This is a genomic window from Thomasclavelia sp. (assembly GCF_047249845.1).
Classification (GTDB): Bacteria; Bacillota_I; Bacilli_A; order Erysipelotrichales; family Coprobacillaceae; genus Thomasclavelia.
Window position 1 is genome coordinate 1 of record NZ_JBKTWO010000018.1, and the last position, 18,868, is coordinate 18,868.

22 protein-coding genes are annotated in these 18,868 nt (G+C 26.7%); 16 read left to right on the forward strand and 6 right to left on the reverse strand.

The genetic code is table 11. The features are described from left to right. Positions 1–31: 31 nt before the first annotated feature. Both ACLR9T_RS06395 and ACLR9T_RS06400 read right to left on the reverse strand, forming a co-directional pair. Positions 32–691, reverse strand: a complete 660-nt coding sequence (locus ACLR9T_RS06395) for a LytR/AlgR family response regulator transcription factor (RefSeq protein WP_413108705.1) — start codon at positions 689–691, stop codon at positions 32–34. A 174-nt stretch (positions 692–865) separates the two neighbouring features. Next, positions 866–1,747 (reverse strand): hypothetical protein, encoded by an 882-nt coding sequence (locus ACLR9T_RS06400; protein ID WP_413108706.1) that lies wholly within the window; start codon positions 1,745–1,747, stop codon positions 866–868. 1,061 nt (positions 1,748–2,808) lie between these two features. On the opposite strand from ACLR9T_RS06400, the gene ACLR9T_RS06405 reads away from it, so the two are divergent. Both ACLR9T_RS06405 and ACLR9T_RS06410 read left to right on the forward strand, forming a co-directional pair. After that, positions 2,809–3,483: a LytR/AlgR family response regulator transcription factor gene (locus ACLR9T_RS06405; protein ID WP_413108707.1), complete on the forward strand. Its 675-nt coding sequence runs from the start codon at positions 2,809–2,811 to the stop codon at positions 3,481–3,483. A 120-nt stretch (positions 3,484–3,603) separates the two neighbouring features. Then, positions 3,604–3,816 (forward strand): hypothetical protein, encoded by a 213-nt coding sequence (locus tag ACLR9T_RS06410; RefSeq protein ID WP_413108708.1) that lies wholly within the window; start codon positions 3,604–3,606, stop codon positions 3,814–3,816. Between the two features lie 29 nt (positions 3,817–3,845). Here ACLR9T_RS06410 and ACLR9T_RS06415 read toward each other — a convergent pair whose 3' ends face one another. Then, positions 3,846–4,382, reverse strand: coding sequence for a helix-turn-helix domain-containing protein (locus ACLR9T_RS06415; protein WP_413108709.1), 537 nt, complete (start codon positions 4,380–4,382; stop codon positions 3,846–3,848). A gap of 432 nt (positions 4,383–4,814) precedes the next feature. Between ACLR9T_RS06415 and ACLR9T_RS06420 the strand changes: the two genes are divergently transcribed. Next, positions 4,815–4,973: a hypothetical protein gene (locus tag ACLR9T_RS06420; protein WP_413108710.1), complete on the forward strand. Its 159-nt coding sequence runs from the start codon at positions 4,815–4,817 to the stop codon at positions 4,971–4,973. A gap of 100 nt (positions 4,974–5,073) precedes the next feature. Beyond that, complete coding sequence (locus ACLR9T_RS06425) at positions 5,074–5,940, forward strand: AraC family transcriptional regulator (RefSeq protein ID WP_413108711.1); 867 nt, start codon at positions 5,074–5,076, stop codon at positions 5,938–5,940. A 73-nt stretch (positions 5,941–6,013) separates the two neighbouring features. On the opposite strand, the gene ACLR9T_RS06430 is transcribed toward ACLR9T_RS06425, so the two are convergent. The 3 genes from ACLR9T_RS06430 to ACLR9T_RS06440 form a co-directional block, all read right to left on the reverse strand. Continuing rightward, positions 6,014–6,694: a dihydrofolate reductase family protein gene (locus tag ACLR9T_RS06430; protein ID WP_413108712.1), complete on the reverse strand. Its 681-nt coding sequence runs from the start codon at positions 6,692–6,694 to the stop codon at positions 6,014–6,016. 256 nt (positions 6,695–6,950) lie between these two features. Beyond that, positions 6,951–7,892, reverse strand: coding sequence for a GTP-binding protein (locus ACLR9T_RS06435; RefSeq protein ID WP_413108713.1), 942 nt, complete (start codon positions 7,890–7,892; stop codon positions 6,951–6,953). Then, a complete protein-coding gene (locus ACLR9T_RS06440) occupies positions 7,892–8,872 on the reverse strand; it encodes a CobW family GTP-binding protein (RefSeq protein ID WP_413108714.1) in 981 nt (326 codons plus the stop codon). The genes ACLR9T_RS06435 and ACLR9T_RS06440 overlap by 1 nt, the downstream gene beginning before the upstream one ends. A gap of 195 nt (positions 8,873–9,067) precedes the next feature. Here ACLR9T_RS06440 and ACLR9T_RS06445 point away from each other — a divergent pair, with 195 nt between their 5' ends. The 12 genes from ACLR9T_RS06445 (at position 9,068) to ACLR9T_RS06500 (ending at position 18,731) form a co-directional block, all read left to right on the forward strand. Continuing rightward, positions 9,068–9,655 carry an AAA family ATPase gene (locus tag ACLR9T_RS06445; RefSeq protein WP_413108715.1) on the forward strand — a complete coding sequence of 196 codons (588 nt, stop codon included), beginning with the start codon at positions 9,068–9,070 and terminating at the stop codon, positions 9,653–9,655. Continuing rightward, complete coding sequence (locus tag ACLR9T_RS06450) at positions 9,655–10,995, forward strand: MATE family efflux transporter (protein WP_413108716.1); 1,341 nt, start codon at positions 9,655–9,657, stop codon at positions 10,993–10,995. The genes ACLR9T_RS06445 and ACLR9T_RS06450 overlap by 1 nt, the downstream gene beginning before the upstream one ends. Positions 10,996–11,082: 87 nt before the next feature. Beyond that, a complete protein-coding gene (locus tag ACLR9T_RS06455; RefSeq protein ID WP_413108717.1) occupies positions 11,083–11,778 on the forward strand; it encodes a biotin--[acetyl-CoA-carboxylase] ligase in 696 nt (231 codons plus the stop codon). Positions 11,779–12,289: 511 nt separating this feature from the next. Continuing rightward, entirely contained in the window at positions 12,290–12,427 is a 138-nt protein-coding gene (locus ACLR9T_RS06460) for a hypothetical protein (RefSeq protein ID WP_413108718.1), read from the forward strand. Between the two features lie 59 nt (positions 12,428–12,486). Then, positions 12,487–12,660: a hypothetical protein gene (locus tag ACLR9T_RS06465; RefSeq protein ID WP_413108719.1), complete on the forward strand. Its 174-nt coding sequence runs from the start codon at positions 12,487–12,489 to the stop codon at positions 12,658–12,660. Then, on the forward strand, positions 12,650–13,027 hold the full coding sequence (locus tag ACLR9T_RS06470; protein WP_413108720.1) for a hypothetical protein: 378 nt from the start codon (positions 12,650–12,652) through the stop codon (positions 13,025–13,027). The genes ACLR9T_RS06465 and ACLR9T_RS06470 overlap by 11 nt, the downstream gene beginning before the upstream one ends. A gap of 378 nt (positions 13,028–13,405) precedes the next feature. Further along, entirely contained in the window at positions 13,406–13,606 is a 201-nt protein-coding gene (locus ACLR9T_RS06475; protein WP_413108721.1) for a hypothetical protein, read from the forward strand. Continuing rightward, positions 13,599–13,907 carry a spore coat protein gene (locus tag ACLR9T_RS06480; protein ID WP_413108722.1) on the forward strand — a complete coding sequence of 103 codons (309 nt, stop codon included), beginning with the start codon at positions 13,599–13,601 and terminating at the stop codon, positions 13,905–13,907. The genes ACLR9T_RS06475 and ACLR9T_RS06480 overlap by 8 nt, the downstream gene beginning before the upstream one ends. Positions 13,908–14,221: 314 nt before the next feature. Next, on the forward strand, positions 14,222–15,070 hold the full coding sequence (locus ACLR9T_RS06485; protein ID WP_413108723.1) for a S66 peptidase family protein: 849 nt from the start codon (positions 14,222–14,224) through the stop codon (positions 15,068–15,070). Between the two features lie 102 nt (positions 15,071–15,172). Further along, entirely contained in the window at positions 15,173–15,925 is a 753-nt protein-coding gene (locus ACLR9T_RS06490; RefSeq protein WP_413108724.1) for a DeoR/GlpR family DNA-binding transcription regulator, read from the forward strand. Further along, complete coding sequence (gene pfkB, locus ACLR9T_RS06495) at positions 15,922–16,842, forward strand: 1-phosphofructokinase (protein WP_413108725.1); 921 nt, start codon at positions 15,922–15,924, stop codon at positions 16,840–16,842. The genes ACLR9T_RS06490 and pfkB overlap by 4 nt, the downstream gene beginning before the upstream one ends. Then, the gene (locus tag ACLR9T_RS06500; RefSeq protein WP_413108726.1) at positions 16,842–18,731 is read left to right on the forward strand and encodes a fructose-specific PTS transporter subunit EIIC; all 1,890 of its coding nucleotides are present in this window, start codon (positions 16,842–16,844) and stop codon (positions 18,729–18,731) included. The genes pfkB and ACLR9T_RS06500 overlap by 1 nt, the downstream gene beginning before the upstream one ends. Positions 18,732–18,868: the final 137 nt, after the last annotated feature.

Consider the following 18,868-nt stretch of genomic DNA (forward strand, 5'->3'; position numbering starts at 1 on the left):
ATATTTGAAAGTATAGTGTTTATACGGATAATCAAAAATTAGATATAAAATTTATAGATAACTTATTGTGAAATTCAACTGCCCGTTTTTGAGAAAGGGGAATTGAAATACCATTTACTAATATTATTTCATTTCTTTTAACAGATTGTATTTTATTTAAATTTATTATAAATGATTGATGAGGTATAAAAAAAATCTCATTGTCTAATTTTTTATACAATTTATTGATATTAGTTTTAATTGCATATTTATGATTTATTGTATTTAAAACAACAACTCTATTTGGATATAAAATACTTTTTTCTAAATATTCAAAATAAATAATTTGATTATATTTAATACTAATAAATCCTTCTATAGTATTTATATAAATTGATTTATTAATCATATCAAAATCGATATATTTAAAAAGTTCTTTAAATAGATATTTTATTTTATCATCACTGATAGGCTTCATTATACAATCAAATATATGATTGTGAAATAGATGATGAGTATATTCTTCTGTTTCTACGAAAATACAAATCTTACAATTTTTATTTAAGCTTCTTATATGCTGAACAACTTTTAATACGTTATCATTAGATAACGTTAAATCAATAATAACAACATCAAAATTATTCATCGACTTTAGTAAATACTTAATGTCAGAAAATGTATGTAAATGGATTTTTATATTGGTATTTTTCAAAAAAGTTTTAGCTATTAATTTAAAACTATTAATTAAAATTTCGTTATTAGCTACTAATGCAAATTGTAAAATATATTTCCCTCCCCAACTTTTGAAAACTTTAATTTAGTAAAAAAGGCAGTCTACAGCTTTTGTAGCTGCCATTTTTTATAAATATATTGAAAAGAGTAAAAATTAGTCTGTTATTTCATATAAAGGTTTACAATAAACCCAAATAGTTTTTCCGCCAATTGTAATTTGTGCAGCATCGGTAGGAATATCTATTCCTGTTACTTTGAAAGTTTGATCACAAAAGAAATAATCACCAACACTAAATACTTGATTAGATGTTACATTACCATTAGCATCACATTTTGTAAGTGGTTCTGCTGGAATAGATGAGCCTCCATCACCAGTTAGTACTTCAGACCAAATTGAGTTTTGGGCAGCAAGAACTTGATCAACTCTAAAGACACCATTTAGTTTTACTGTGCTGCCTACTTGAATAATTTGATCTGCTCCGCTACTGCTTTCACCTGTTTTTTTCCAATTCCAACCTGTAGTTACTCCTACTAAGATTGTATCATCGATAAAGCAGGCATTTTCAATAGGTCTATTATTAGGAAGATGATAAACACCATACTCATTTTGGTCATAAGCATGCGTATATTTTCCACGTGCTATCTCAAAGTGTAAATGATTACCTGTTGCATTACCTGCAGTTCCTTCTTGAGCCATTTGTACGCCTTGTTTATATGTAACCCCTACATAAATCCCTGATGTATTGTTATCATGGATAACTAACATACATGCATAATCGATATCTCCGTTTGCAAAACGAACTTTATCGACAGATTGCCAAATTACTGCATTTCCATTTGCAGGGCTATCTACAAACTTACAAATAGCATCATATGGAAAGTATGCTAAATCTCTTCCTGTATCTCTTCCTGCGCAATCCATGGCATATGTTCCCAAATGTGTTCCTTCATTATCACCTTGTGTACAGTTAGCATATTCCATTGGGAATAGAATATTTTGTACACCGTTTGTATAACTTGTTTGTCCTGGTTTCATTTTATAATTTCTCCTTTATTGTTGTTTGTAATATAAATTGAAATGAAAATTAAATCACTAGCTAGCAACTACATCATAGACTACTGAAGTAAGAATATGAATACAATTAACGGAAAGCAATAATTTGTAAACGAAATGTAAGCTTATTTTTAAGATAAAGTATTAAAATCTAATTAACCTCTTAAAAAAGGTTGAAATATTATTTAGATAAAATGGTTTTAGTTTTCGTTTCTATTAAAAAATAAGAAAAAGCGCTAAGCGCTTTTCAGTTAAAAAAATATCATATCAATATTTTAATATATTCAAAAAGTGTCAAAAATTATTTTTTCTGAACATTATTTTATTATATTCAAAACATTAATAACTAATATAACTTTTGATTAGCTATTTAGTTTATTTTTGGTATTTAATCAAATATCTTTGCAAGATTTAAAAATTTCTTTAGTTTTTCATCACTGTACTCAATTATCTAAAAAGTATTTTAATCTGTAGATGCATCTATATTGTCTCTCATTATTTATATCACTATTAAAAAGATCATAACTTTCTGCATAAATTATGATTTGTCTATATTTATATAGCTATGATCCTTTCAAAATAATCTTATCATATCATACTTTAATTATATTTTATCTTTATTATTTTTATGTTTGTTTTATTAGTTATATTTGCATTTAAGACTTTTAATATTAATCTCTTGTGAAATTATGTTTGTATCTTAATTAGTAACTAGCACTTTTTTGTTGATTACTCAATCGGTTGATATGTTTCTGTGGATATTGTTTCAATTTTTTATTCCTTTTAATTTAGTTATTGTGAAGTAGATAATTTTTAGATTATAGATTTGTGAGAAACTAAAGTTAAATAATTATATTTTTGTCTTTTTAACAAAGGTTTTTATAAATTTCCTTTTCAAGAAAAAAATATTAAGTTATACTATGCGTGTAATGTTCCTTTCCACTTATTATCCCAGTAATATAATAAAAGGGCTTTACATTGTCGGCTGATTTTATTCAAATTTTTTAGTCGGCTTTTTTAATATTTAAGAAAGGGGGTAAAAAATGATTGCGATAATTGACGATGATCTTTTATTTGCCGGTATTTTAAAAGAGAAGTTATTGCAATACAATAAAAATTACGAAATAAAAGTATTATCCTATTTTGATGAAAAATTTTTAGATAATAATGATATAGAAATATTATTTCTTGATATCGAATTAGGTGATCAAGACGGTATAGAATTAGCAAGCAAATACCGTGAAAGTGGGCATGATAAGGTTGAAATAGTTTTTGTTTCTGTACACAATGGATTAGTATTTCATTCTATGGTAGCATATCCACGTTACTTTGTTAGAAAATTAAATCTTGATCAAGATTTAGAAGAATGTATGCATGTAATTAGGAATAGAAATAGAAGAAAAAATGCTAAAATTTTAGTTAATGATGAAATGATTATGATAACAGATATATTATTTGTAAAGTCTAAGCGGAACTATGTATATTATACTTTGCTTAATAAAGAAACAATTAAGCAAAGAACAAAAATTTCTATAGTAGAAGAGGTATTGAAAGAGTACAATTTTGTTAGATGTCATTTATCATATCTAATAAATGTTGCTTATATAGAACGTGTTGGAAAAGATTTTGTAGCTTTAAAAAATAATATACTTATTTCTGTAAGTAAATCGAGGTATAATGAAGTTTTGAATACGTATAAGCAATATCGGTTTGAATAATTATAAAAAGCGCCCCTAAAAATATAAAAGTGTCCCATGTTATCTATATAATTAGTTTTATAATTGTTAGAATGTATACGTAGACAATGTAGACAAAAATAATTATTAAGGGGTAAAATTATGAATGAGAAAACAATAAAAAAGGGTAAAAATGAAGAAGAAAGGATCGAAAGAAAAAGGACAATAAATATTATTATAAATATATTGAATATTATGGATAACAATGATTTAGAATATATTTATAATATTGTGATTAGTAGACTGTTGCGACTTGAATCTGATTTTGATAAAGGCTATATATTAGCATTATTACAAAATAATAAGATAAATTAATAGACCACTGTTAAATAAGCAGTGGTCTATTAATAATCAATAATATTTATTTTATTATCTCTCAAGTCTAACATAGCACTTATAAAACCTAATACAAATTCAATTGATATATTTAATGCTTTTAGAATATTATCAATTTTATCAATATCTATCTTAGCATTATAATTTTCAAATCTTAAATATTCATCAATATCTATATTTGATAAATCAGATACTTTTTTTTCTGTCCACTCAATTTGAATTCTTTTATTTTTACATAATCTTACTAAACTTTTATATGCTAATTCTGACTCTGTATCAATCAGTCTTTTTAGAGCTTTTAAATTAAAAGGTTGTGATTCCTTTTTTCTATTTTCTACTATAGAATCAAGTCCCATTAATGTTGAAGGATTAGTATCTAGAGCTTTTGCTATTAGTGCTATTTTTGATATAGGTAAATCAACTTCTCCATTTTCAATTTTTGCTATTGAAGATCTAGAAGTATAACCTGTTTTTTTGGCTAGTTCTTGTTGAGACATTCCTAAGTTTTTTCTTAAATTTCTAATTTGTAAATATAACGGTTCCAAATTTATCACCTCAGTAAAATATTAACATTAAGTATAATTAAATTCAACAAATATTTATTTATAGATACTCTTATGTTGACTTAAATTCACTTAAATGATATGTTATATATTGTTGGTGAATTATATTCAACTTATATATAATGAATCAGTAATTATAAAAATAAAAGTATGCTTAATAATCTAAAGAAAATGTTCCATATATAAATTTTTAAAGATAAAAGTTTTAATAGAATATCTAGTTTGAATAAGTTATTAAAATACTTTACAAGGGCAATGATTAGATTAATGTTGAGTTACTGTAAGTGCTAATAAATTTTTCAAAAGAATGATTAAGTGTGAATAATTATATTTTTGTATTAGTGAAGATAATTATTGGAGTTATCAAAAAATAGCTTCTTGTATACTAATAGTGAATAAGGAGTAATTATCAAGATGTCAACAGAAGAAGAAAATAATTTAAAAATAATTGAAGATATTAAGGGTAGTGTGCAAAGATGTGATGATTGTTGTAATGAGTCAACATGTTTAATTGAAACTGAAATTGGGTATTTATGTCCTAAATGTTTTAATGATTTTATAGAAAGAGAATAAAAATTACTCAAAATAACTAAATAATATGAAATTATATTTAGCAATAATGATGTAAAACTAAAATTAAAAATATGTTATCTTTTATTTAGGAGATGATAAAATGAAAAATATTAAAATAATTGAACAGGTACTAGATTATATTGAGGAACATTTACAAGATGAACAATTGAATTTAGAAACAATATCTAAACAAATTGGATATTCAAAATATCACTTACATCGTATGTTTGCTTCGGTAATTGGTTTTAATATCCATAATTATATACAAAGACGTCGATTAACTGAATCAGCACGAATGTTGATTTACAGTAATCTATCAATTATTGAAATAGCATTATGTTCAGGTTATGAAAGTCAGCGAGCGTTTAGTAAAGTCTTTAAAAATATATTTAAAGTTTCACCAGGTAAGTATCGTAAATGTCAAGAGTTTTATCCATTACAATTAAAGTTTGATATTCATAATCATAATAAATTGAGAGGGGATATGATTTTAGATATTAAGACGATAGATTATAATCAAGTAAAAATAGTAGGATATAACAGTAGTACTAAAAATGGTTTTCATGTGATAGGAAAATGTTGGCACAAGTTACATAAAAATAAAACTAAAATTATTGATAGATTAGATCAACAATTTCTAATTGGAGTTAATGATTACTCTGAATTTAAAACTATCAAATCAAAACCAATATTTAATTTTATTGCTGGAGCTGAAGTGTCAACGTTTAATCAAATTCCTAAAGAAATGAAAACATTTATTTTACCTGCAAGTAAATATATAATATTTGTTTATAAAGGTAGAAGTGAAGATAGTGTTCAACCAATAGTTGATTATATATATCATGAATGGCTATTAAATTCAAGCTGTCAACTTAATGAAAAAAATCGATATGATATAGTAAAATATGGCGAAGAAGTAGATAAAGATGGTTTAAGTGAGATACAATATTGGATACCGGTTAACTAAGCTGTAGTCTTAGCTATTTATAAATATATATACTTTTTTAATAATGTTGATGATTTTTATAGCTAATATTTAATTAAGAAATTACTTTATATCTTAATCTGATATATGAGGCATTTAAAGGAGTAACACTTTCCAATTCCAATACACCTAATTCTGAAAGCTGATTTGTTGTATAAAGAGATTTACCGTCTATTAGAGTTGAAGTATTTTTACCTCCAACAAGTATAGGAGCAACTATAATATCTACATAATCAAATAATTTTTCTCTTAGAAATAATTCATTTAGAGTTCCACCTGTTTGTATTGTAATTCTTTCACAGTTATATTTAGTTTTCAATATTTCTAACATACTTACAAGATTCAGCTCTTCTTGATAAATAATATATAAATTTTCTTTATTTACAAAAAATGCAGGATGATTTTTATTAGAGGTCACAAGAATAAATTTTTTTGAACGAGTACAAAAATATTGAATCCCCTGTGTTGTAAGGTGATTATTATCAATTAATACAAAAGATATGGATGTTTTGGATGTTGTTTTATATTTATTCACACCTATCTTAGCCTGAACTCTACCTGAATTTAAAGACCATAAGTCAGTTGTTTGTTCTATATTATAATATTGTTGCAGACCTTCTTTTACTCCTATGATATTTGGTAAGTCTTTATCAAAATCTAATTCGTCACTCTCTCCAGTTGAAATTTTTCCATCAACTGACATTAACATAAATAAAGTTGTTATAGGTCTATTCATTAATTTATATCCTCCATTATTTAATTTATTGATTCATTTATAGTTTATTATAGTATGGGTAAATATAGAAGTTATTTCTTTTTTGGTTTATTAAAAATTATAATATGTAATTCTTGATAAATCATATTTTAAATAGAAAATAGAGAAAAGACGCTATATTTAAAGCGTCATTTTTAATATCTCTAATTTTTATTACATTAGCTTCATGAAAGGTATTATTAACTATTGTAATATGGATTGTAAATTCTTTGATTTTTTAGTCAAAGGTCACATATTGGTTTTTTAATGGTGGAACAACTTCTAAATGTTCCACATTTAAAATAGGTATTTTAATTTGATATTCATGATCAAAAATAGCTGAAACTTTTCCTTCTACAATGATCCATTCATCAGGAATTAATTTTTTAGCTAGTTTACTAATACAAACTAGACCAATCAGCGATGTATCTTCTTCACAACAAACCATGGCTTGTCTGCCTAAAACAAAACCATTTTCAATAACTTTATCTAATCCAATAAATTTGCCTTTTATTTTAATTATTTTATCAGTATATTTATCAGGATGATCCATTGCATCCATACAAAATATACCAAAATCATGATCTTTAATTTCTAAATGGTCTTCTTGAATATCATAAGGTAATTCTATTTCTGGATTCATTGTATCAATAGTACCATTAGGAAATTCATAAATTATTTGGGTATTACTATTTATTGCTTTTATATTATTTCTTAACATTGATTTTTTAATGTTTTGATTATATCGATTAAAAATTACGAGATCACTAAATACAACTTGTCCATATACTAATGAACGCATATTATTCAAATACATAGAAAAAGTTGAAGCATCAAAAGTTGTTAAAACTTGAACAACTTTCCAATTTTCAGGAATAATTTCTTTAACAAAAATATTTAGATCCATCATTCCATTAGCTTCAATCATAATTTGGGTAGGATGATACTCTAATTCTAAGTGTTTTAAATCATATGTAGTGAAATTCTCATGGTCCAAAGTAACTAGTGAAGTATTAGATTTTTTTAAATATATTTCATCATAAGAAATTTCTCCACTTTCAAAACTAATTAATAATGTATCTTCGTCACTATAAAAATCAGGATTCATTAAAGTATCATTTATAAATGAAGTTTTACCACTATCTAAAAAGCCTGCAAAAATATATACTCTTGTTTCCATTAGGCGACCTCATTAAATAAATTATCTAACTTTTTCTCATTTAGATTTTCACCAATCACACAAATACGACCTGTAAAGTCAGCTTTACCTGTGCGAATCTCATATTCCCCTGGTACTAAGTCAAAATACCACCAGTCACCTTCGATATTATCTAAATAACCTTTTGCACGTAAAATATTTCCATAACTTGAATTTTCACTAAGTTTTTTTAGAATGGTTTCTAATTGAATTTTAGTATATTTTTTAGGTGTTTGTATACCCCAACTGGTAAATATTTCATCTGCATGGTGGTGTTCATGTTCACATTCATGATCATGATGGTGTTCATGATGATGACCACACTCAGGGCAAATATCTAACTCATTAAACAATTGGTCACGAAGATTATCGCTATGATCAAAAGCATCAATTAATGTTTTTTGATTTAATTGACTCCATGTAGTTGTAATTATATTGGCTTTATTGTTATGCTCCTTAATAATTTTTATACATTCATCTAGTTGAAGTTCCGTTATATCTTCAGTCCTGCTTAAAATAATCAATGAAGCATATTTAATTTGATTATTAAAAAACTCACCAAAGTTTTTAGTATATAGACGACATTTTTTAGCATCAATAACAGTAATATGGTTCTCAAGTAATAGTTTATCACTATGAACTTCATTTACAGCTTTTATTACATCAGATAATTTTCCTACTCCAGAGGGTTCGATAATGATACGATCAGGATGATATTTTTCAATAACTTCTACTAGCGAAGTTTCAAAATCACCTACGAGACTGCAACAGATACATCCAGAGTTAATCTCAGTTACTTCAATTCCGGAATCATGCATAAATGTTCCATCAATTCCAATTTCACCAAATTCATTTTCAATCAATACAATTTGTTCATCAGGATATACTTCTTTAATTAATTTTTTTATAAAAGTTGTTTTTCCAGCTCCAAGAAAACCAGATATTATATCTACTTTTATCATCTAACTCATCTCCTATCTAAATTATTATAACACTAAGTTTTTTATGGTTCAAATATTGAAATCTTTAGAATTATTACCATTGTTTAAAAAACTAGAACAAAATTAGTTCTAAGTTAGACAGATTTTCAAAATATGACAAAAATAGTAACATAACTCAAATTATGTTAGAATATAAAGTATAGAGGAGGAGTATTTATGAGTAAAAAAGTTATAACTATTGCAAGAGAATACGGCTCTGGGGGACGATTAATTGCTCAGAAAGTCGCAGAAAAGTTAGGAATAGTTTATTATGATAATGAGGTTATTGATTTAGCTGCAAAGGAAATGGGATTTGATGTAGATGTAATTAGAAAAGTTTCAGAGGAAAAATCATCAGGGTTTATGTATAGTTTATCTTCAAGCGCTTTTACCCTTCCTTTAAATGATCAGGTCTATACGATGCAATCAAAAATCATTCGGCATCTAGCAAATTATGATGCTTGTATTATAGTTAGTGGTTGTGCTGATTATATTTTGGAAGATTATGATAATGTTTTAAAGGTTTTTATTCATGCACCATTAGAGTCAAGAATTCGTCGAGTTAAAGAAGATTATAAAGAAACTCATAGTGATTTTAAAAAGTATGTAATAAAAAAAGATAAATCTAGAAGTAATTATTATAACTATTATACAACTAAAAAGTGGGGACAACTAAAAAATTTTGATCTAACAATTAATAGTGATTTGGGTATTGATAAAGTGGCAGATATAATTTCAAGATTATATTTAGAAGGAAATTATTAATGATGTCAGAAAATAAAATGGGTGTAATGCCTGTAAATAAACTATTAATTACCATGTCTTTACCAATGATAGTTTCTATGTTGGTTCAAGCAATGTATAATATTGTTGATAGTATATTCGTTGCTCAAATCAGCGAGAATGCTCTAACAGCTGTTTCTTTGGCCTTTCCCTTGCAAAATTTAATGATTGCTTTTGCAGGGGGAACAGCTGTTGGAGTCAATGCTTTATTATCTAGAAGTTTAGGTGAAAGAAATCTTGATCATGTAAATAAAACAGCGACAAATTCAATTTTTATTTATTTAATTACAGCAATAATTTTTATGATCGGTGGATTGTTATTATCTAATATATTTTTTAGCATTCAAACTACTAATCGAGAAATTATTAGTTATGGAACAATTTATACCTCAATTATTGTAGGGAGTTCATTTGGTTTATTTGGACAGTTTTTATTTGAACGACTTTTACAGGCTACAGGAAGAACTATGTTTACGATGTGCACTCAGGGTATTGGAGCAATAATTAATATAATACTAGATCCAATTTTTATCTTTGGTTTATTTGGAATGCCAAAAATGGGTGTTGCGGGAGCTGCATTAGCAACAGTTACTGGACAAATAATTGCATTTATATTAGCAGTATTTTTTAATTTGAAATATAATCATGATGTCAATTTTTTGTTTAAGCGATTTAAACCTGATTTTCATATTATTAAACAGATTTATTCAGTAGGTATTCCATCCATTATTATGTTATCTATAGGTAGTATCATGACTTTTGGAATGAATACGATTTTAATAACTTTTTCTACTACAGCAACAGCTGTATTTGGAGTGTATTTTAAATTACAAAGTTTTGTTTTTATGCCTATTTTTGGTTTAAATAATGGAATAATTCCAATTATTGCATATAATTTAGGTGCTAAGAAAAAAGACAGAATGTTTAAAACTATTAATCTAGCAATGATTTATGCTATATCTATTATGATTATTGGAGTAATAATTTTTGAATGTTTGCCACAAACTTTATTAGGTTATTTTAATGCATCATCAGATATGATTAAAATAGGTATTCCAGCATTAAGGATAATTGCAATTCACTTTATTTTTGCAGGATATTCAATTGTTTGTAGTGCTGTATTTCAAGCAGTTGGTAAAGGTACATATAGTTTATTGACATCTTTAATTAGACAATTGTTTATATTGTTACCAAGTGCCTACATCTTATCTTTATTTGGTAATATTGATTTGATTTGGTTATCTTTTCCGATTGCAGAAATTGTCTCAGTAATTATCTCATCAATATTATTCTCTAAAGTAAAAAAACATTTAGTATTTTAGAATGCTATACATAGCTTTATTTAATGGTAGAATTGTGAAATAAATTGAGATATTGTATAATACTACATATAGGTTAGGGGTGACAATATGAATTATATTGAGCTAGATGAGGTAGATTCAACTAATGACTATATAAAAAGAAACTTAGATAAATTACCTAATTATAGTGTAGTAAAATGTAATTATCAAACCGCAGGACGAGGACGTAGTGGACATATATGGCAGAGTAAAAAAGAACAGGATTTATTAATGAGTATTCTTGTTAAAGATTTTAAGAACCCACAAGATTTGCACAAAATGACTCAAATAGCTGCTTGTAGTGTAACAGGTTTATTAGATAGATATGGGATCAAAGCAAAAATAAAATGGCCTAATGATGTTTATGTTGATGATTTAAAAATATGTGGTATTTTAGTTGAAGCAATATATCAAGATGGCTTAAAAGGAGTAGTAATTGGAATAGGTTTAAATGTTAATTCTATAAGCGGTGAATACACATCAATGAAAATGAAATTGGGTCAAGATTATTTAATTAAACCGATTATGATTACAATGTTAACATATTTTAAAATTTATTATAATCTTTATCAACAAGGATGCTATGATCAAATTCTTGAATATACGAATAATATATCTTATTTAAAAAATAGACAAGTATCTTTTCAAGATTATGGATTAGTAACTTTTACAAAACTTAATGAAGATGGAACTGTGGATTTTATTGATAGTAATTATCAGCAACATAGTATACTAATAAATGAAATTTCTTTACATCAGAAATAAAGGAATACTAAATTAATCTTAACAGGTTTGTGAAATTTTATATTGTATGAAAATCGTATTTTAGGCATTGTTTAAACTCTCTTTATAATAAGGAGAGTTTTTTATTTAAATATTTAATAGCACATAAAAAATGCTATAAGTGTTTATTTATAATATAGCTAAAGATATTTTAAATAAAATTTATAAATATAAAATATTACATAACTTTAACACCAACATAACACTAAAGATATTCAATTATTTTACAATAGGGAGGAAAATATAGTGAATTATTATAATTGATTAAAAAAGGGCTGTCTATTTTATTAGTTCTAGTAATAGATATCACAATCATTATTTGCTTGTAGCAGTATTAATGAGGCAAAGAGTTCATTGAAAATTGCAACATTATCTGATACACATTATTTATCTCCAACAATGATTAAAGATACCGAAGATTATACAACACATTTAAATAGTAATCGTAAAAGGTTTACTTGATGAAATCGGGAAGGATAAATCAGATGATGTAATGATGATTATTGGGGATTTTACAAAGGATGGAGAATTAGCAGGTAAATTAAAAGAATTGAAAAAGAGATTACCAAATCTGCACATATATGTTACACCAGACAATTATGATATTTGTAATAATAATGTAATGAATTAATGGTAAAGCAATGCTATAAACTCGTACAAATCCTAAAGATTTTAAAGAATGTTATAAAGATGTTACATACAATGATGAAAGTATTTAGAACACCAATTGGTAAAGAGGCAGGAGGATTATTTTATGTAGCTTGTCAAGCACCGGAATTTACAATTATTTCAATTGACTCAGCAAGATATAGTAAAGATAATACGGATGCTTGTAAGGATGACCATGAAGCAAATGGTATTTAGAAAAATAGATTTTAAAACAAATTACAGCAGTAAAATTACGTGGTATCATGGAATAATTGAACATTTTACGATGGATCCTGAGATATTATCGATATACTTAGTCAATGATTGTTTGTATGATGAATTTGCTAATGCAGGAATACAATATATTTTTACAGGAGATATGCATGCAAATTATATAGCTGAATATACAACTACAACTGGAAATAAATTATATGATATTGAAACTAGATCAGTTGTTACTTATTCTTCACCAATCCGTCTTGTTACAATTGACTGTAAAGTTACAAATGATCAGGTAAAAGAAAGCTTAGATATTAAAACAATTATGAGATTTGATCCCCTGCATATATTATTAATGTTGTAGATTATGGTAAATAACATGGTTTTTCTAATGATATTGTTGGTAATAACAGTAATAAGTGTTAAAAGGATTTATTAGGAGTAAATTAATTAATAAATGGTAACCTCTAGATAATAGAATCCCTCTGTTACAAGCAGCTAATGATAATAATGATTCAATATAAAAAATAACCTATCCTTTACTAACATCAAAAAATTAAGTTACTAGTGAGGATAAGTGAATGTTAATAATTTATGCAATATTAAATTATCTAAAATATTATAGGAGTTATTAATATTATTTATATATTAGTTTGGTTAATAAAATATTACTTAATACATGTCATAATGAATAATGAGATATAAAAAGAAACAAACTAATTATGAAGGAGGAATCTATCATATGAATCAACCACCAAAAATGATATCTACTAAAGATAGTGGTTCATTTAATGATCAATTAAATAGTTTGTATGTATTATGTAAAAAGTTAAAATCTTATGAAGAAAGTGTTGAAGATAAAGATATTCAAATGACTTTAGATCGGGTAAATAGTACCCTTAAAAAACATTATAGTGAATTATTGGGGTGTTTAAATGGATAATAACCCAACTAAACAGCCAATTCTTCCTAATGAAAATGTATTTAATGATTATGATAAACTCAATGATATATTATTGTGTTTAAAATCTTTATTAAGCGATTATACAACATTTATTATTGAATGCTCACATCAACAACTTGCAAACAAATTAATTGATATTCAAAAAGAAGTTTATCAAACTCAAAGAGAAGTATTTGATTTAATGTATTCTAAAGGATGGTATCCTTTAGAACAAGAAACACCACAAAAGATTCAAAAAATTGTCCAAGAATATACTACAAAAGAATCACAATTAGTATAAATTTAGATATTATAAACAACAGAATTATTACAATTCTGTTGTTTTAAATTTCATAAGATTTATATTGATAATTAAATCTAACAATGATATTTTATAGAGGGCAAAGATAAAATTTTAAAAGTAATTATAAAGATTTAATATGAGGGTTTTGTATATTTATAATCTAGATATGACAATAGTCTATTAAACAATTTGATAACGATAAATAGTAAGTTTAGGATTAGATAAATTATTATTTGTATTTTAAATACTTAATTATAAAATATCGAATAAATATAATGCATGAGTTTTTTTATTGTAAAGAGGGGGCATAAATGAAAAATAATGATAAAGTAGCAATTGTTTGCTGTTCTAATGGAATTAAATTAAAAGATAAATATAAAATTGATATGTTAATATGTTTATTTATTAAGTTTAAATTAGTTCCTGTTATTAGTGAATACATATTTGAACAAGATACTGTTTTTAGTGGTAATGCAAAACAAAGAGCTGAAGTATTGATGAAATTTTATCAAGATAAAGAAATAAAAGCAATTTTTGACATTTCAGGTGGTGATGTGGCTAATGAAATTTTACCATTTTTAGATTTTGAAGTTATTAAAAAGAATAAAAAGATATTTTGGGGATATAGTGATTTAACTACTATTATAAATGCTATTTATACAAAAACGAATAACGAGTCAATTTTATATCAGATAAAAAATTTAGTTGTTAAGAATATAGAAGGACAAGTAGAAAATTTTTATAATTCTTTATTTTATGGAACTGATGATTTGTATAGTTTTAGCTATGAATTTATTCAGGGGAATTCTATGCAGGGAATAGTTGTTGGAGGGAATATTAGATGTTTTTTAAAACTAGCAGGAACTGAATATTGGCCAGATATGAAAAATAAAGTATTGTTACTTGAAGCTAGAAGTGGTACTGTTGGACAAATGACTACATATTTGAGCCAGTTAAAGCAGATTGGAATATTAGAAAAAATTAGTGGAATTATTTTGGGGACGTTTATAGAAATGGAAGATAAATGTTTAACACCAACAATTATTGATTTAGTAAAGAACTATATTAGTGAAGATCTACCGCTTATAAAAACTACTGAAATAGGTCATAATTTTAATTCAAAAGCAATTATTATTGGAAAAATGATAAACTTACTTTAATTAGTAAGTTTTTATTTTTGTTCAAATTCTTTCAAAAACAATCATAAAATAGTTGACTATATAACTGAATGGTCATATAATGTACTTGTGAGGTGAACGAAGATGATTACAGAGGAAAGACATCGACTGATTTTGAAAGAATTAAAAAGAAAAGGGAGTCTAAATGTATTAGAGCTAGTAAATATAACGAAAGCTTCAGAATCAACAATACGACGTGATTTATTAGAATTAGATCATCAAGGACTATTGAAAAGAGTTCATGGTGGAGCGGTTCTTATTGAAAGAGCTAGTCTAGCAGTTGAGAATCCATTAAGTGAACGACAATCACAAAATTCGATAGAAAAAGAATTAATTGGAAAATATACTAGTAAATTAGTTGAAGAAAATGACACTGTATATATTGATGCAGGATCGACTACAATTAAAGTAATTGATCATTTAATTGAAAAAAAAGCAACTTATGTAACTAATGGATTATTGCAAGCACAAATGTTAGCTCAAAAGGGATTTAAAGTAATTTGTCTTGGGGGAGAGATAAGAGGAATTACTGGTGCTTGTGTTGGTGCAAGTACTTATCAGGAATTAAGAAGATATCATTTTAATAAAGGTTTTTTTGGAACTAATGGTGTTGATATTGAACATGGTTTTACAACTCCTGATAACGAAGAAGCATTAATTAAGGAAACTGCTTTTAATCGTTGTGAAATGAATTATGTATTATGTGATCATAGTAAATTTAATAAATTAAGTCCAGTTCATTTTGGTGATATAAATGAGGCAATTATTATTTGTGATTATTGTAAAGAAAATCAGATAAAGGAGCATACTACAGTTGTGGAGGTAGATAAGATATGATTTATACAATAACATTTAATCCTTCATTAGATTATATTATGAAGGTTAAAGATTTTGAAGAAGGAGAAACCAATCGCTCTTATCAAGAGAACGTTTATCCTGGGGGAAAGGGTTTTAATGTATCTACAATTTTACAACGTCTAGGTCTTGAAAATACTGCATTAGGATTTATTGCAGGGTTTACAGGAAAAGAAATTAAAAATCAGTTAGAAAAAAGAGGCTTTAATTTAGATTTATGTGTACTAGATGAAGGTATTTCAAGAATAAATGTAAAAATGAAAAGTAAGAAAGAAACAGAGATAAATGGTAATGGACCAAATATTAATGACGTAAATTTAGATGAATTATTATCAAAATTAGATTGCTTAAATAAAGGTGATATTTTGATATTAGCAGGTAGTATCCCTTTATCATTGCCCGATGATATTTATGAAAGAATTATTAAAAGATTAATTTCGAAAGAAATTAAAGTAGTTGTAGATGCAACAGATAAGTTATTATCAAATGTATTACCATATCATCCATATTTAATCAAACCTAATCATCGTGAATTAGAAGAACTTTTTAAAACAAAAATTAATAATCAAGAAGAAATAATATTCTATGCTAAAAAATTAAAACAGCAAGGAGCAGCAAATGTTCTAGTATCATTAGGAAAAGATGGGGCATTATTAGTAAGTGAAGATAATCATGTATATGCTTGTAACAGTGGTAGTGGAACATTAATTAATTCGGTTGGAAGTGGAGATTCAATGGTTGCAGGATTTATCGCTGGTTATTTAAAAAGCAAAAGTTATCAAGAAGCAATTCATCTAGGTAGTGCATGTGGCAGTGCAACTGCTTTTAGTGATGACTTAGCAGAAAAAGAGATGATTGATAAAGTTTATCAACAAATAAATGTGGAGGTTATTGAATAATGAAAATTACAGATTTATTAAAAATTATATCTGTTGATGTTAATGCAGTTATCAAAACAAAAGATGAAGCCATTAATCATCTAGTTGATTTAATGGATAAACAGGGAAATTTAAAAGATAAAGAGGTTTTCAAACAAGGAATATATGCACGCGAAGAATTGAGTACAACAGGAATTGGTGAAGGGATAGCTATACCACATGCTCAAAGTGAAACCGTTATGGTACCTGGTCTGGCTGCAATGGTTGTTAAAGATGGGGTTGATTACCAGTCTCTTGATGGAAATCCAGCACAATTATTTTTTATGATTGCTGTACCTAAATCTGGTGGAAATGAGCATTTACAGATTTTAGCGATGTTGTCACAAATGTTAATGGATAATGATTTTAAAGAAGCGTTAATTAATGCAAAGAGTAAAGAAGATTTTGTGAAAATCATCGATGAAAAAGAAGCAAGTCAAAAAGAAAAAGAAACTCAAAAAGAAATTGCTCAAAAGTCATTTGATGGAAAATATCAGATTATTGCTGTAACTGCTTGCCCAACTGGAATTGCTCATACTTATATGGCTGCAGAAGCATTAGAAGAAAAAGCAAAAGAAATGAATGTAACAATAAAGGTAGAAACAAATGGAAGTGGAGGGACTAAAAATTCTCCTACAGCAAAGGAAATAGCTGAATGTCAGGCAATTATTGTTGCCGCAGATAAAAATGTTGAGATGGCACGTTTTGATGGTAAACCAGTAATTCAAGTAAAAGTAGCCGATGGAATCAATAAAGCAGCAGAATTAATTAAACAGGCACTAAGTGGTGATGCCCCAATTTATCATAGTGACCATACGGTTAATCAAGATGTAAATGATTCTAATGAAGGAATTGGTCGAACAATATATAAACATCTTATGAATGGTGTTAGTCATATGTTACCATTTGTTATTGGTGGTGGGATTTTAATAGCATTAGCATTTTTGTTTGATGATTATACTATTGATCCAAAAAATTTTGGGAGTAACACAGAATTAGCAGCTTTTTTAAAAAATGCTGGTGATACAGCATTTGGATTCATGTTACCAATTTTATCTGGATTTATTGCTATGTCGATTGCAGATCGACCAGGTTTAGCAGTAGGGTTTGTTGGTGGAGCTTTAGCTTCTGCTGGAGGTTCAGGTTTTTTAGGAGCTTTAGTAGCAGGTTTTGCAGCTGGGTATCTATTAACTGGTTTAAGACAATTATTTGATTATTTACCAGATGCATTTGAAGGACTAAAACCAGTCTTATTATATCCGTTTTTTGGAATATTGATTATGGCAGCGGGAATGGTTTTTATTATTAATCCACCAGTTGCAGCTCTTAATGATGGAATTACTAATATTTTAAATTCAATGGGAGGTTCTAGTAAGGTATTATTAGGGTTAGTTTTAGGAGGAATGATGGCTGCTGATATGGGTGGTCCAATCAATAAGGCTGCCTATGTTTTTGGAACAGCATCTATTGCAAGTGGAAATTATGATATCATGGCAGCAGTAATGATTGGCGGTATGGTTCCACCATTAGCAATTGCTCTAGCAACATTATTCTTTAAGAATCGCTTTACTAAAAAAGAACAAAGTACAACAGTTACCAATTTTATTATGGGATTTTCCTTTATCACTGAAGGAGCAATACCTTTTGCAGCTAGTGACCCGATACATATTTTACCAGCGTGTATTGCGGGTTCCGCTGTTGCTGGTGCATTATCAATGGCTTTTGGATGTACATTAATGGCTCCACATGGTGGGATATTTGTTATCGGAGTAATTAGCAATCCACTTGGATATTTTATCGCTTTAGCCGCTGGTGCCATTGTGGGCATGATATTACTTGGAATATTAAAAAAACCAATAGCTTCAAAATAGTTAATATGTCATACTTTTATGTATGGCATATTTCATTTATATAATAATTAAACATAGAAATGATGAATTATAATATCAGTAGTAGAAAAATCAGGTGGTTTTAGGTTATAATATATTTATATATAAATAAAGGAATG

Bases quoted from the DNA above. Each gene is read 5' to 3' on its own strand.
- ACLR9T_RS06440 (WP_413108714.1), bottom strand. From the start codon at position 8,872: ATGATAAAAGTAGATATAATATCTGGTTTTCTTGGAGCTGGAAAAACA.
- pfkB (WP_413108725.1), top strand. From the start codon at position 15,922: ATGATTTATACAATAACATTTAATCCTTCATTAGATTATATTATGAAG.
- ACLR9T_RS06490 (WP_413108724.1), top strand. From the start codon at position 15,173: ATGATTACAGAGGAAAGACATCGACTGATTTTGAAAGAATTAAAAAGA.
- ACLR9T_RS06465 (WP_413108719.1), top strand. From the start codon at position 12,487: ATGTTACATACAATGATGAAAGTATTTAGAACACCAATTGGTAAAGAG.
- ACLR9T_RS06410 (WP_413108708.1), top strand. From the start codon at position 3,604: ATGAATGAGAAAACAATAAAAAAGGGTAAAAATGAAGAAGAAAGGATC.
- ACLR9T_RS06400 (WP_413108706.1), bottom strand. From the start codon at position 1,747: ATGAAACCAGGACAAACAAGTTATACAAACGGTGTACAAAATATTCTA.
- ACLR9T_RS06480 (WP_413108722.1), top strand. From the start codon at position 13,599: ATGGATAATAACCCAACTAAACAGCCAATTCTTCCTAATGAAAATGTA.
- ACLR9T_RS06425 (WP_413108711.1), top strand. From the start codon at position 5,074: ATGAAAAATATTAAAATAATTGAACAGGTACTAGATTATATTGAGGAA.
- ACLR9T_RS06455 (WP_413108717.1), top strand. From the start codon at position 11,083: ATGAATTATATTGAGCTAGATGAGGTAGATTCAACTAATGACTATATA.
- ACLR9T_RS06485 (WP_413108723.1), top strand. From the start codon at position 14,222: ATGAAAAATAATGATAAAGTAGCAATTGTTTGCTGTTCTAATGGAATT.
- ACLR9T_RS06475 (WP_413108721.1), top strand. From the start codon at position 13,406: ATGAATCAACCACCAAAAATGATATCTACTAAAGATAGTGGTTCATTT.
- ACLR9T_RS06445 (WP_413108715.1), top strand. From the start codon at position 9,068: ATGAGTAAAAAAGTTATAACTATTGCAAGAGAATACGGCTCTGGGGGA.
- ACLR9T_RS06435 (WP_413108713.1), bottom strand. From the start codon at position 7,892: ATGGAAACAAGAGTATATATTTTTGCAGGCTTTTTAGATAGTGGTAAA.
- ACLR9T_RS06450 (WP_413108716.1), top strand. From the start codon at position 9,655: ATGATGTCAGAAAATAAAATGGGTGTAATGCCTGTAAATAAACTATTA.
- ACLR9T_RS06470 (WP_413108720.1), top strand. From the start codon at position 12,650: ATGGTATTTAGAAAAATAGATTTTAAAACAAATTACAGCAGTAAAATT.
- ACLR9T_RS06420 (WP_413108710.1), top strand. From the start codon at position 4,815: ATGTCAACAGAAGAAGAAAATAATTTAAAAATAATTGAAGATATTAAG.
- ACLR9T_RS06430 (WP_413108712.1), bottom strand. From the start codon at position 6,694: ATGAATAGACCTATAACAACTTTATTTATGTTAATGTCAGTTGATGGA.
- ACLR9T_RS06500 (WP_413108726.1), top strand. From the start codon at position 16,842: ATGAAAATTACAGATTTATTAAAAATTATATCTGTTGATGTTAATGCA.
- ACLR9T_RS06405 (WP_413108707.1), top strand. From the start codon at position 2,809: ATGATTGCGATAATTGACGATGATCTTTTATTTGCCGGTATTTTAAAA.
- ACLR9T_RS06460 (WP_413108718.1), top strand. From the start codon at position 12,290: ATGATGATTATTGGGGATTTTACAAAGGATGGAGAATTAGCAGGTAAA.